General features: G+C 74.6%; 10 protein-coding genes. 3 read left to right on the forward strand and 7 right to left on the reverse strand.

Annotation, left to right across the window (positions count from 1 at the left end):
- The first annotated feature begins 7 nt into the window (after positions 1 to 7).
- Positions 8 to 1,372 (forward strand): imidazolonepropionase, encoded by a 1,365-nt coding sequence (gene hutI, locus ROT00_RS05175; protein ID WP_404772896.1) that lies wholly within the window; start codon positions 8 to 10, stop codon positions 1,370 to 1,372.
- A gap of 97 nt (positions 1,373 to 1,469) precedes the next feature.
- Here the strand turns inward: hutI and ROT00_RS05180 are convergent, their stop codons facing one another.
- Both ROT00_RS05180 and ROT00_RS05185 read right to left on the reverse strand, forming a co-directional pair.
- On the reverse strand, positions 1,470 to 1,949 hold the full coding sequence (locus ROT00_RS05180) for a SixA phosphatase family protein (protein ID WP_404772898.1): 480 nt from the start codon (positions 1,947 to 1,949) through the stop codon (positions 1,470 to 1,472).
- A 112-nt stretch (positions 1,950 to 2,061) separates the two neighbouring features.
- The gene (locus ROT00_RS05185; protein WP_404772900.1) at positions 2,062 to 3,003 is read right to left on the reverse strand and encodes an arginase family protein; all 942 of its coding nucleotides are present in this window, start codon (positions 3,001 to 3,003) and stop codon (positions 2,062 to 2,064) included.
- A gap of 101 nt (positions 3,004 to 3,104) precedes the next feature.
- Between ROT00_RS05185 and ROT00_RS05190 the strand changes: the two genes are divergently transcribed.
- Positions 3,105 to 3,923, forward strand: a complete 819-nt coding sequence (locus ROT00_RS05190) for a hypothetical protein (RefSeq protein WP_404772902.1) — start codon at positions 3,105 to 3,107, stop codon at positions 3,921 to 3,923.
- A gap of 183 nt (positions 3,924 to 4,106) precedes the next feature.
- On the opposite strand, the gene ROT00_RS05195 is transcribed toward ROT00_RS05190, so the two are convergent.
- Entirely contained in the window at positions 4,107 to 5,129 is a 1,023-nt protein-coding gene (locus tag ROT00_RS05195) for an NAD-dependent epimerase/dehydratase family protein (RefSeq protein WP_404772903.1), read from the reverse strand.
- Between the two features lie 355 nt (positions 5,130 to 5,484).
- On the opposite strand from ROT00_RS05195, the gene ROT00_RS05200 reads away from it, so the two are divergent.
- The gene (locus tag ROT00_RS05200; RefSeq protein ID WP_404772968.1) at positions 5,485 to 7,725 is read left to right on the forward strand and encodes a copper-translocating P-type ATPase; all 2,241 of its coding nucleotides are present in this window, start codon (positions 5,485 to 5,487) and stop codon (positions 7,723 to 7,725) included.
- A 2-nt stretch (positions 7,726 to 7,727) separates the two neighbouring features.
- Here the strand turns inward: ROT00_RS05200 and ROT00_RS05205 are convergent, their stop codons facing one another.
- The 4 genes from ROT00_RS05205 to ROT00_RS05220 all read right to left on the reverse strand — a co-directional run bounded on the left by ROT00_RS05205 (position 7,728) and on the right by ROT00_RS05220 (position 13,264).
- Positions 7,728 to 8,525: a GntR family transcriptional regulator gene (locus tag ROT00_RS05205; RefSeq protein WP_404772904.1), complete on the reverse strand. Its 798-nt coding sequence runs from the start codon at positions 8,523 to 8,525 to the stop codon at positions 7,728 to 7,730.
- Between the two features lie 252 nt (positions 8,526 to 8,777).
- Complete coding sequence (locus tag ROT00_RS05210; RefSeq protein WP_404772906.1) at positions 8,778 to 9,398, reverse strand: DUF305 domain-containing protein; 621 nt, start codon at positions 9,396 to 9,398, stop codon at positions 8,778 to 8,780.
- An 85-nt stretch (positions 9,399 to 9,483) separates the two neighbouring features.
- Positions 9,484 to 10,053: a hypothetical protein gene (locus tag ROT00_RS05215; protein ID WP_404772908.1), complete on the reverse strand. Its 570-nt coding sequence runs from the start codon at positions 10,051 to 10,053 to the stop codon at positions 9,484 to 9,486.
- Between the two features lie 10 nt (positions 10,054 to 10,063).
- Entirely contained in the window at positions 10,064 to 13,264 is a 3,201-nt protein-coding gene (locus ROT00_RS05220; RefSeq protein WP_404772910.1) for an efflux RND transporter permease subunit, read from the reverse strand.
- Between the last annotated feature and the right edge of the window lie 126 nt (positions 13,265 to 13,390).

The raw sequence follows: 13,390 nt of genomic DNA on the forward strand, positions 1-13,390 counted from the left end.
GCAACGGATGCCTCGGACGATCCTCTTCACGAACATCGGCGAGCTGACCACGAACGACCCCGGGCCCGGTCGCGAGGGCGGCCCGCTCGGGATCGTCCGCGACGCGGCGCTCCTCGCCGTCGACGGGCGGGTCGCCTGGGTCGGAACGGCCGCCGCCGCGGCATCCGCCGCCGCGGCATCCGCCGCCGGGGCATCCGCCGCCGCGGGAGGAGATTCGCGCCCCGGGAGGGCGCCGCACGCCGCGGAGGCCTCCGACGGCGACGATCTCCTCCCCACCGGCACCCCCGAACCCGCGGGCACCCCCGTGCCCGTGCCCGCCGCCGCCCTCGCGCCGGACGAGGTGGTCGACCTCGGCGGCCGCGCCGTGATCCCGGGCTTCGTCGACTCGCACTCGCACCTCGTGTTCGGCGGCGACCGGGCCGAGGAGTTCGCCGCCCGCATGGCCGGCCGGGCGTACGAGGCGGGCGGCATCCGCTCCACCGTCCAGGCGACCCGCGCGGCGAGCGACGAGGAGCTGCGCGGCCGCCTCGCCGGCTTCGTCGACGAGCTGCACCGGCAGGGCACGACGACGTTCGAGATCAAGTCCGGCTACGGCCTCTCGGTCGAGGCCGAGGAGCGCCTCGTGCGCCTCGCGCGGGAGGTCACCGAAGAGGTCACCTTCCTCGGTGCGCACGTGGTGCCGTTCGAGTATCGCGAGCCCGACGGCCCCGGCGCCGACGCGTACGTGGAGCTCGTCACGGGCGAGATGCTCGCCGCCTGCGCCCCGCACTCGAAGTGGGTCGACGCGTTCTGCGAGCGCGGCGCGTTCACCGCGGAGCAGTCGCGGCGGGTGCTCGAGGCCGGGCGCGCGGCGGGCCTCGGCGTGCGCGTGCACGGCAACCAGCTCGGACCGGGCGAGGGGGTGCGCCTCGCGGTCGAGCTCGGCGCGGCATCCGTCGACCACTGCACCTATCTGAGCGACGAGGACGTGGCGGCGCTCGCCGACTCGGACACCGTCGCGACCCTGCTGCCCGGCGTCGAGTTCTCGACCCGCCAGCCGTACCCCGACGCCCGTCGCCTGCTCGACGCGGGCGCCACGGTCGCGATCGCGAGCGACTGCAATCCGGGGTCGAGCTTCACGAGCTCGATGCCGTTCTGCATCGCGGTCGCCGTGCGCGACATGCGGATGACTCCGGGCGAGGCCGTCTGGGCGGCGACCGCGGGCGGTGCCCGTGCCCTGCGCCGCGAGGACGTCGGCGCGCTCCGAGCGGGGAGCTCGGCCGATCTCGTCGAGCTCGAGGCGCCGAGCCACGTGCACCTCGCCTACCGGCCGGGCGTGCCGCTCGTGCGCCGGGTGTTCCGCGCGGCCGAGCAGCTCGCCGCCACGGCGTAGCGCTCGCTCGACCCGCTCCCGACAAGCGATTCCCGACTTGCCCGACTTCCAGGAAATTCGGGCAAGTCGGGGTGTGGAACCGTGTGGGGCCGGTCCGTCAGGCGTCGCGGGGCGTGCGGACGAGCTCGAGCCGGCCGAGCCCCTCGACGAGTTCGGCCCACGAGTCGACGTCGAGCGCGCACGTCACGACCGCGCACGTCGGCAGCTCGACGAACTCGCCGGTGAGCTCGGCGACCGCGTCGCTCATGCCGGGGTTGTGGCCGACGAGCATCGCGACGGATGCCTCGTCGGGCAGCGCGGCGGCGACTGCGAGGATGGCCCGGGCGGATGCCGCGTAGAGCTCCGGTCGCTCCACGAGCTCGACGCCGAACGCCGCGGCGTACTCGCGGGCGGTGGTGATGGCGCGGAGCGCCGGGCTCGACACGACGAGCTGCAGCCCGACGCCCTCGTCGTGGAGGCGGCGCGCCATCGCCGGCGCGTCCCGAAGCCCGCGCGCGTTCAGCGGCCGGTCGAAGTCGTCGAGTCCGGGGTCGCCCCAGTCGGACTTCGCATGCCGGGCGAGGAGGAGCGTCTTCATGCCCTCAGCCTCGCACCGTGGACGTCCGTGCGCGAGCGTCCGCGCGCGAGCATCCGGCGCGGATGCGGATGCGGATGGGGATGCGGGCGCCGCGCCCCGTCAGCCGCGCCCCTCAGCCGCGCTGCGGCCGGGCCGCGACGCCCGCGAGCACCTCGAGCACGCACAGGGCGGCGAGGCGCACGGTGCGTCCGTCCGGGGCATCCGCCGTGGCATCCACCTCGGCAAGGTCGACGCTCACGACTCGCGGGTCCGACGCCGCCGCCCGGGCGAAGGCGCGCAACTCCCACGCGGCGAGTCCCCCAGGCGTCGAGGCGGGGCATCCCGGGGCCACCGAGCGGTCGCAGACGTCGACGTCGAGGTCGAGGTGCACGGGCCCGCCCGCGGCGCCGGCGATCTCGAGGGCCTCGGCCATGACGTCCGCCGGGACCCGGCCGTGCAGCTCGTCTCGGTGGATGACCGTGATGCCGAGCTCCCGCGCCCGGCGGGCGTACTCCGCCGAGTTCGCGAAGTCGGCGATGCCGATCTGCACGATGCGCGCCGGGTCGAGTCCGGCCTCGATCAGCCGGCGCACCGGCGAGCCGTTCGAGACGCCCTCGCGCAGGTCGTAGTGCGCGTCGAGGGTGACGAGGCCGGCGCGGTCGAGGGCGCCGCCCCAGGCGCCGAGGGCGGTCGCGACCGTCAGGGAGTTGTCGCCGCCGATCGCGAGCACGACCTCGGCGAGCCCCCGGAGCCGGGCCACCTCGGTTATCGTGCGCGCCTCGCCCTCCGGGCCGTCGGGCTCGTCGAGGTCGCCGGCGTCGACGACCCGAGCGCCGTCGGCGTCGAGCGCCGTCTCGACACCGGTGCCGCGCCGATCGGGCACGAGCGCGGGGCTGTAGCGCCGCAGCGCCTCGCGCACCGCGGCCGGGGTCGCGTGGGCCCCGGTCGGCGAGAGCGAGGTGCGCCAGGCGGGGACGCCGAGGAGGGCGAGCGCCGCGCGCTCCCCCGATTCGAGGACGTCGGGGGCGGGCCAGGCTCCGGCGCGCGGCCAGAGCGGATCGTGCGAGAGCGCCATGCGCCCACGCTAGGCGGTGGCGCGCGCGAGCGCAGCGGGCGCGGATGCCTCGTCGTCTGCGATCCCGGACGGATGCCGCGCGCTCGCGTATCGTGGCTCGCATGCCCGAGCCCGACCGCCCCGGCCGTTCGCCCGCGTCATCCGCCCCGGGCCTCGCGACCCTCGCCGTCGTCCTCGCCGCGTTCGCCGTCGCGGTCGTGCCGCTCGGCCGGCAGCTGCAGATCGCCCTGATGCACGGGATCGGTCCGGCCCAGCTCGGTGCCGTCGGCGCCATGGCCCTCGGCACGGTCCTGCTCGTGATCGGAGCCGTCGCCGTGCGCGGCCGCACGCTCGTCGCGGTCGCCGGCGGGGTCGCGGCCGTGCACTTCCTCCTCCTCGCCGCCACGACGGTCGCGCGGCTCGGCTTCGGCGGGAGCCCGGGCGGCACCGTCGCCGACGTCGGCGGACTGCTCGCCCTCGCGATCGCGGCGACGTCCGCGGGGCTCGCGCTCGTCGGGGCACGCGCGATCGCGCCGGCCGCGGAACTCGGCATCCGCCGGGTCGCCCTCGTGCTCGCCGTCGGCGCGGCCGCGGTGCTCGCGCTCGCCGAGCTGCCCGGCCTCGTCGCCGCCTTCGGCTACGGCGCCGCCTCGGCGATCTCGACGGTCGTCGTGTGGACCCGGGTGCTCGTGATGGTGCTCGCAGTGCTGCTCGTCGCTCGCGCGGCGCGCGGCGGTCGGGGCGCGCGACCGGTCGGGGGCGTCGCCGCGCTCCTCGCGGGGCTGCTCGCGATCGAGGCGGCGCTCGGGGTGCGGGAGTGGAGCGGCCTCGCCTTCGCGGCGGCCGTCGTCGCGGCGCTCTGCTGGGCCGCGGTCGCGGTCATCGCGGTGCGGCTCGCGATCGTCGCCGGGCCGGCCGCCCGCGGCCGCACCCGCTCCTGAACGGCATCCGCGGTCGCATCCGCTCCCCGCTTCCCGCTTCCCGCTTCCCGCTCCCCGCCCAGCCCGCACCGCCCAGCCCGCACCGCCCAGCCCGCACCTCTCCGAGGGGGTCGATTTCCGACATCCGCTTCGTTTGAAGTCGCAGCGGATGTCGGAGATCGACCCCCTCGTGAGGGGTCGGCCTCACGAAGTGCGGGGCTCGTCGCGGGGCTCGTCGTGCGAGGCACGCAGCAACGCCACGAGTTCGCGCTCGCGCTCGGCCGTGAGCCCGGCGCGCCGCTCGCGATCGAGCCCCTGCTCCCGCTCCCAGGCGAGCACGTCGGCGAGCGTCTCCTCGATCGGGCGGGGCGCGAAGCCCTCGCGGCGCGCGGCCGCGTTCGAGCGGTCCTGGAACGCGCGCCAGCCCGGGTCGATGATCCAGAGCGGCAGGGAGTCCGGCCCGGCCCACTCCGCGACGCCCTGCTCCGCGAGCCAGGCCGGCTCCGCCTCGACCAGGTCGCCGCCGAAGCCGCCGACGGCGAGCGCGGCGTCGTGCACGGCGCCGAAGCTCGAACGGTCGCCGACGAGGTTGAACGCGCCGCCGAGGCCCCGCTCGACGGCGTCGATCGTCCAGGCGACGAGGTCGCGGACGTCGACGAGCTGGGCGGCGGCATCGCGGATGGCGGGCACCAGCATCGGCTCGTCGCCCCGCGCCGCCCGGGCCACCCAGTAGCCGCTGCGGCCGGAGGCGTCGCCCGGGCCGCCGATGAGTCCGGGTCGCACGAGCAGCGCCCGGTCGCCGAACGCCTCGCGATAGGCGAGCTCGATCGCGGACTTCGCCTCGCCGTAGCTCTCGGGATCGGACTCGTCGGATTCGAGGGGCGGCAGCAGCTCGGCCGACTCGTCGGCGCCGGGCTCGTCGTGGTGCGCGTAGACGTTGCCCGAGGAGATCACCACGGCGCGTTCGGCCGTTCCCGCGAGGGCCGCGGCCGCCCGGCGCGCGAACCCGGGCTGCCGCGTGACGTCGAGGACCGCGTCCCAGTGCTGCGCGGCGACGGCGTCGTAGGCATCGAGTCGCGAGCGGTCGGCGATCACCAGGCGCGCGCCCGGCGCGACCTCGCCGCCTTCGCCGCGGGCGAGGCACGTGACGGCGTGCCCGCGCCGGAGCGCCTCCCGCGCCAGTTCGCGACCGAGCCATTGGGTGCCGCCGAGGATGAGGATCTCCATCCGGCCATCCCAGCAGCATCGGCGGGCGGATGGCGAGGGTGTTCGCCGAGCGCGTCAACGAGCTCCCTTCGACGAGCTCCCTTCGACGAGCTCAGGGAACCAAGTGGCTCGCTGAGCTTGTCGAAGCGCGCCCCGGGAATAGGCGCCCTTCGACGAGCTCCCTTCGACGAGCTCAGGGAACCGAGTGGTTCGCTGAGCTTGTCGAAGCGCGCCCCGGGAATAGGCTCGCGGCGACACCGGTTCCCTTGCATATACCCCAGAGGGGTATTAATCTGGCGAGAGGACACAGGAGGGCGCGATGAACGCGAGCCAGCACGACCCGCACGCCGACCACCACGACCACGCGGGCCACGGGATGCCGCCGGGGCACGACGCGCACGCCGCGCACGCCGCGACCGCGGAGCAGGAGCCGGCAGGTGCGCACGCCGGCCACGACCCCCACGCCGGCCACGACCCCCACGCCGGCCACGACATGAGCGGCCACGGGGGTCACGCCGGCCACGACATGAGCGGCCACGGGGGTCACGCCGGCCACGACATGAGCGGCCACGGGGGTCACGCCGGCCACGACATGAGCGGCCACGGGGGTCACGCCGGCCACGGCGATCACGTCGGCCAGTTCCGCCGCCTCTTCTGGATCATGCTCGTCATCGCGGTGCCGACCGTCGCGCTCAGCCCGATGTTCGCCGGCCTCATCGGCTACCAGCTGCCCGACACCGGCATCGTGCCCTGGATCTCGCCGGTCCTCGGCACGGTCATGTACTTCTGGGGCGGCACGCCCTTCCTCACCGGCGCCTGGTCGGAGCTGAAGGCCCGCAAGCCCGGCATGATGCTGCTGATCGGCCTCGCCATCACGGTGGCCTACTTCGCGAGCCTCGCCGCGAGCTTCGGCCTCGTGAGCCACCACCTCGACTTCTGGTGGGAGCTCGCGCTCCTCATCGTGATCATGCTGCTCGGCCACTGGATCGAGATGAAGTCGATCGCCCAGGCCTCGAGCGCCCTCGACGCGCTCGCAGCCCTCCTCCCCGACGAGGCCGAGCGCGTCGTCGACGGCCCCGACGGGCAGACCGTCGAGACCGTGACGCCCGCGGAGCTCGCCCTCGGCGACGTCGTCATCGTCCGCCCGGGTGGGCGGGTGCCCGCCGACGGCGAGGTGGTCGACGGCACCGCCGACGTCGACGAGTCGATGATCACCGGCGAGTCCCGCCCCGTGCGCCGCGGCCCCGGCGACCACGTCGTCGCGGGCACCGTCGCGACCGACACCGCGATCCGGGTGCGCGTCGGCGCGGTCGGCGACGACACCGCGCTCGCCGGCATCCAGCGCCTCGTCGCCCAGGCCCAGGCCTCGAGCTCGCACGCGCAGCGCCTCGCCGACCGCGCGGCCGGCTGGCTGTTCTGGTTCGCGCTCGGCGCCGCCGTGCTCACCGCCATCGCCTGGACCCTGCTCGGCGACCCCGACGACGCCGTCGTCCGCACGATCACCGTGCTCGTGATCGCCTGCCCGCACGCCCTCGGCCTCGCCATCCCGCTCGTCGTGCAGATCGCGACCGAGCGCGCGGCGAAGGGCGGCGTGCTCATCACCGACCGGCTCGCGCTCGAGACGATGCGCACCGTCGGCGCCGTGCTCTTCGACAAGACCGGCACCCTCACGAAGGGCGAGCCGGCGGTGACGGATGCCGCGGCGGCGCCGGGCCGCGAACTCGACGAGGTGCTCGCGCTCGCGGCATCCGCCGAGGCCGACTCGGAGCACCCGCTCGCGAAGGCCATCGTGGCCGACGCCGAGCACCGCGGGCTCCGCCGCAGTCCCACGAGCGAGTTCGAGGCCTCCGCGGCGATCGGCGTGCGCGCCGTCGTCGGCGGCCGGGTCGTGCAGGTCGGCGGACCCGGGCTGCTGCAGCGCGAGGGCGTCGAGGCGCTCCCGGCGTCCGCGCCGTGGGCCGACGGCGGATCGACGGTGCTGCACGTGCTCGTCGACGGGCAGGTCGCCGGGGCCCTCGCCCTCGACGACGAGATCCGCCCGGAGTCCCGGGAGGCGGTCGACGCGCTGGACGCCCTCGACATCCAGGTCGTGATGATCACGGGCGATGCCGAGCCGGTCGCGCGCCGCGTCGCCGGCGAGCTCGGCATCGACCGCGTGTTCGCCGGGGTGCGTCCGGAGGACAAGGCGGCGAAGGTGCAGGAGCTCCAGCGCGAGCGGCTGAGCGTCGCGATGGTCGGCGACGGCGTGAACGACGCCCCGGCGCTCGCCCAGGCCGACGTCGGCATCGCGATCGGCGCCGGCACCGACGTCGCGATCGCCTCGGCGGGCGTCGTGCTCGCCTCGAGCGATCCGCGCTCGGTGCTGTCGGTGATCGAGCTGTCGCGGGCGAGCTACCGCAAGATGTCGCAGAACCTCTGGTGGGCGGCCGGGTACAACCTCCTCTCGGTGCCGCTCGCGGCGGGTGTGCTGGCCCCGATCGGCTTCGTGCTGCCCATGTCGATCGGCGCCATCCTGATGAGCCTCTCGACCGTGATCGTGGCGCTCAACGCGCAGCTGCTGCGCCGGCTCGATCTGCGTCCGGAGGCCTCGGCGAGGGCCGTGCTCGACCGGCGCTGAGCTCAGTCGAGCGAGCGCACCTCGATCGGGCTCGCGGCGGTCGTGCCGGCTTCGAGTCCCGCGAAGCCGGCGGCCGCGTTGTCGATGCGGAACGTCGCGAACTCCGAGCGGTACCGCGCCTCCGCGTACTCGACGGCGCGGCCGGTCGCGTCGCGCGAGAGCCGGCGCTCCCGGAGCAGGGCGGATGCCGCGGGGATGCCGAGCGCCTCGCCGTCGAGCGGGTTCGCCGCGACGGCATCGATCGTGTGCCTCGCGCGGACGAGCCCGAAGCCGTGCTTGGCGAGCTCGGCGGAGACCGAGGCGTGGTCGAGGTCGAGGCCGAAGAGCGTCCGGCCGACGTCGGGCACGAAGCTCGCCCGCTCGATCATGATCGGCACCTCGTCGAGGAGGCGCACACGGATGAGCTCGACGACGACGGCGCCCTCGTCGAGCTCGAGGAGCCCCGCGACGGCGGATGCCGCGTGCCGCCGTTCGAGCGAGAGGGTCCGGGTGCCCGGGGTCTTCCCCTCGGCCCGGGCCCAGTCGGTGAAGGAGCGGAACGTCGCGAGCGACTGCGCGGGCACCACCTTGCCGACGACGGGCGGCTTGCCGCGGCCGCCGACGATGAACCCCTCGGCCCGGAGCGCCGCGAGCGCCCGCCGCACCGGCCCCCGGGAGGTGCCGAACTCCCGGCAGAGCGCGGCCTCGCTCGGCAGCGCCATCCCGGCCGTCCAGACGCCGCGCTCGATGCGCGTGCGCAGCTCGGCCCGCACGCGGTGCGAGACGGGGGACCGACGGCCCGACGGTGCGCTGATGACCATGCCCACGACCCTAGAGAGCGCGGTGTCCCCCGAACCGGGCACCCGGCGACGCCGAGGTGAACACTGCGTGAACTCGGGCGGCGTGCGCGCCCCGGCGCCGGGCCGGCGGGCACCGGGCACCGGGCACCCGGCCACCGGGCACCGGGCACCGGGCACCGGGCACCGGGCCACCGTCCGCGCCACTTCCGCGTCGACGCGCCACCCGGAGTGGCGCAACGCGCAGGAAGTGGCGCAGCCGGTGGGGTGCGCTTGCTACTGGCCGAGCAGCTCGCGCATCTCGGCGATCTCGGCGGTCTGATCGGCGACGACGGCCTCGGCGAGCTCGCGCACATCGGCGTTCTCGCCCGCGGCGAGCACTTCCTCCGCCATCGCGACCGCGCCCTCGTGGTGCACGATCATCTGCTCGAGGAACAGCGGCCCGGCCTCGGCACCGCTCGCCGCTTCGAGGGCGGCGAGGTCGTCGGCCGACATCATCGTGCTGTGGTCCATCCCGGCCATGCCGCCGCCGGACTGGCCCCAGTCCTCGAGCCAGCCCTGCATGCGGTCGATCTCGGGCTGCTGCGCCGCCTTGATCCGCTCGGCGAGCGCCGCGACCTCCGGGTCGAGGCCCTCCTTCGCGAGCACCAGATCGGACATCTCGATGGCCTGCTCGTGGTGCATGATCATGCCGGCCGTGAACGCCACATCGGCCTCGTTCGCAGCGGCGAGCTCGCTCGCCGACTGGCTGGGGTCGCCACCGGTTCCGGAGTGGTCCATGCCCTCCATCCCGCCCCCGCCGGCGGCGGCGCAGCCGCTCAGGACGAGGAGGCCGGCGGCGGCCGCGGCGACGGTGGCGAGGCGCACGGAGGCGCGGGGGGTCAGCTGAATCTTCATGGGGTGCTCTTTCCGTTCGTGATCGACGCGCCGCCGGGCGGCGGCGCGTGCTGCGCCTGCGTCGCGAGAACGACGCGGGTGCGGATCACGTCCGGCTGATCGAGAGCTGCAGCAGCGAGGGCGAGGGGCGACGACCGGCGCGCGCGAGCCGAGCGGAGACCGTCACGAGCCGCATCGCGCCGGGGAGCCGGAGCGGAGCGGTGGCCGCCCCGAGGAGCAGGACGGCGAGGAGCGCGAGGACGCAGACGATCGCGGCGAGGTCGGCGTCTCCGCGTTCGGCGGCCGCCGGGGTCGCAGCGGCGTCGCTCGTAGCGGGCGCGAACGCCGCGGCGCGCGCTCCACCGGCGGATACCGCGGCGCGCGCGGCACCGGCGGATGCCTCAGCGCCCGCTGCGTGAACGGATGCCTCAGCGCCCGCTGCGTGAGCGGATGCCGCGGCGCCCGCAGCACCGGCGGATGCCCCACCGCTCGCCCCGTGCATGGCGGCCCGGCCGGTCGCCGCGGGCACGGATGCCTCGACCTCTGCGAGGTGCCCCACGGGCATCGCGTGCCCGCCGTCGTGGCCGGCGGGACCGCCGAGCGCGTGCATCGCGAGCAGGCCGAGGAGGATGGCGGGCACGGCGAGCAGCGCGAGGAGCGCCCGCCTGATACCCATACCCCCTATCCTAGGGTGCGGTGACCTCCGGCGCACCCGGCGCGGCATCCGGCGCATCCGGCGCATCCGCCCCGCTCGCCCGGCCCTCGCGCTTCGCCCGGCGACGCTCCCGGCCGCCCTCGACGAGGTCGTACAGCACGGGCAGCACGACGAGCGTGAGGGCGGTCGACGAGATCAGGCCGCCGATCACGACCACCGCGAGCGGCTGCGAGATGAAGCCCGAGTGCCCGGTGATGCCGAGCGCCATCGGCAGCAGCGCGAAGATCGTCGCGAGCGCGGTCATGAGGATCGGCCGGAGTCGCCGGGAGGCGCCGTGCAGCAGCGCCTCGCGCACGGTCATGCCGCGGTCGCGGTACTGGTTCACGAGATCCACGAGCACGATCGCGTTCGTCACCACGATGCCGACGAGCATCAGCACGCCGACGAGCGAGGCCACGCCGAGCGGGATGCCGCTCAGGATCTGCAGCACGATCGCGCCGGTCGCCGCGAACGGCACGGAGACGAGCAGCAGCAGCGGCTGCAGCAGCGAGCGGAACGTCGCCACCATCACGACGTACACGATGAGGATGGCCGCGAGGAGCGCGAGGCCGAGCTGAGAGAACGACTCCGCCTGGTCGGCCGTGACGCCGCCCACCGACGCCGAGGTGCCGTCGGGCAGCTTCACCTCGGCGAGCGCCTGCGAGACCGCGCCGCTCGCGGTGCCGAGGTCGTCGCCGGAGGGCGTCGCCGAGACGGTCGCGCTGCGCAGGCCGCGGACGGTCGTGACCGTCGCCGGGCCGTCGACCTGCGCGACGGTGGCGAGCGAGTCGAGGCGCACCGGCCCGGCGGCCGTCGGCACCTGCAGCTCCTGGAGCGCCGCGATCGTCGTCGGCGGCTCCTCCGAGTCGAGGTAGATCGTCAGCGTCTTCTCGTCGATGACGATCGAGCCGGCGCTCTGCGGCTGCATCGCCGCCGAGACGAGGCCGCCGAGCGCGACCTCGGAGTAGCCGGCCGCTGCCGCCGCGGAGCGGTCGACCTCGACGGCGATGTACGGCCGCCCCTCCGAGAGGTTCGAGGTGACCTGGGCGAGGGAGTCGATGCCGTCGAGCTCCTTCACGACGGCGTCGGTCGCCGTGCGCAGGTCCTCGGCGTTCGAGGCGGTGATGTCGACCTCGATGTCGTTCGAGGCGCCGAAGCCGCTCGCCGCCGACAGCGTGACCTCGCCGACGTCGTCCAGCCCGTCGAGCTCGTCGCGCACGGTGGCCTGCAGCGCGTCCTGGTCGGCCGACTCGTCGGTCGTCACCGAGTAGGTGACCGTCGCCGCACCGCCGCCGAGGAGCGCCGAGAGGCCGCGCCCGCCGGAGCCGATCGAGGTCTGCACGGTGTCGACGCCCGCGGTGTCGAGCAGCGCCTGCTCGACGGGCCCCGAGGCGACGTCGAGCGCGTCGAGGCTGGTGCCGACCGGCAGCTCCTGGGTGACCTGGAAGGTGTTCTGCCCCGAGGAGCCGAGGAAGTTCGTCTTCATCAGCGGGGTGAGTGCGATCGTGCCGCCGAGCACGAGGACGGCCAGGAGGATGGTCGTGACGCCGTGCTTCAGCGTCCAGTGGATGATCGGCAGGTAGCCGCGCTGCAGGCGCGAGGGGTGCTCCAGCTCGTCGGGGCCCGCGGCCGAGCCTGCGGCGGATGCCTCGTCGATGAACGCCGCGGCCGAGGCATCCGAGCCGTCGTGCTTGTGCACCTTCGCCGGCTTCAGGAACCAGTACGCGAGCACCGGCACGATCGTGAGCGCCACGAGGAGCGAAGCGAGCAGCGCGATCGTGACGGTGAGCGAGAACGGCCGGAAGAGCTCGCCGGTGACGCCCTCGACGAGCGCCATCGGCAGGAACACCGCGACGGTCGTGATCGTCGACGCGGTGATCGCGCCGGCCACCTCGCGGACGGCGCGCACGATCGTCGCGGCCTTGTCGACGCCGGCGACGAGGTGCCGCTTGATGTTCTCGATGACGACGATCGAGTCGTCGACGACGCGGCCGATCGCGATGGTGAGGGCGCCGAGCGTCAGGATGTTCAGCGTGTAGTCGGCCGCCTGCAGGCCGATGAAGGTGATCAGCACCGAGGTGGGGATGGAGATCGCGGTGACGAGCGTCGCCCGCACCGAGAGCAGGAACACGAGGATGACGATGACGGCGAAGACGAGGCCGAGCAGCCCCTCGGTCGCGAGCGACTCGATCGACTGCTCGATGTAGGGCGCCTGGTCGAAGACGACCGTGAAGGTCGCCCCGGGGTTCGTCGTGTCGAGCGAGGACTCGAGGTCGGGCACCAGGGCCTTCACCGCGTTCGACACCTCGACGGTGTTCGCGGCGGGCAGCTTCGTGACGGAGATCGTGAGGGCGGGCTCGCCGTTCACCCGGGAGATGCTCGTCACCGGGTTCTCGGCGAGGGCGACGGTCGCGACGTCGCCGATCGTGGGCGGCGTGCCGCCGGCGCCGGGCTGGCCGACGAGCGGCAGGGCGGCGAGGTCGTCGACGCTGCCGAGGCGGGTGCCCGACTGCACGGCGAAGGTGCGGTCGTCCTCGGTGATCGTGCCGGCGGGGATGAGCACGCCGTTCTGCGAGAGGGCGTCGCGGATCGCCTGGGCCGTGAGGCCGCGGGCGGCGAGCGCGGCGGGGTCGGGGGTGATGTTCACCCGCTGGCCGACGTCGCCGACGAGGGTCGCGTCGCGCACGCCGTCGACGTCGGTGATCTCGCCGAGGGTGGTGCGGCTGATCTCGTCGGAGAGGGCGGCCGTGTCGTCCGCGCCGGTGACGGCGAGCTGCACGACGGGGAAGTCGTCGAGGGAGAGCGCGACGACCTGCGGATCGACGTCGTCGGGCAGGGACTGCTGGATGCGGTTCACCGCGGAGAGCAGCTTCTGCTCGGCGAAGGCGAGGTCGGTGCCGTAGGTGAAGCTCGCCGTGACCCGGGAGAGTCCGGTCGAGCTCGTGGTCGAGGTCGACTCGAGCCCGGTGATGCCCTGGATCGCGGTCTCGATCGGCGTGGACACGTCGGCGTCGACGACGTCCGGCGAGGCGCCCGGGTAGCTCGTCACGATGGAGAGCTGCGGGAAGGCGATGGAGGGGGCCAGCTCCTGCTTCAGGCTCGTGAGCGAGAGGGCGCCGAAGATCGCCACCACGATCGTGACGAGGGCGATGAGCGCACGGTTGCGCATGCTGAGCTTCGCGAGCAGGTGCATGGGGACGATTCTCGCAGTCAGATCGGATCGGAGAGGTCACAGTTCGTTGAAGAGCCGCGACCGCGCCGATTCCCGATGGATCCGACACCCGTTCAGGGGGGCATTTCGCACCCCGGAGGAACGGCG

Origin of the sequence: Agromyces mediolanus, assembly GCF_044917495.1 — a bacterium.
Taxonomy (GTDB): Bacteria; Actinomycetota; Actinomycetes; order Actinomycetales; family Microbacteriaceae; genus Agromyces; species Agromyces mediolanus_B.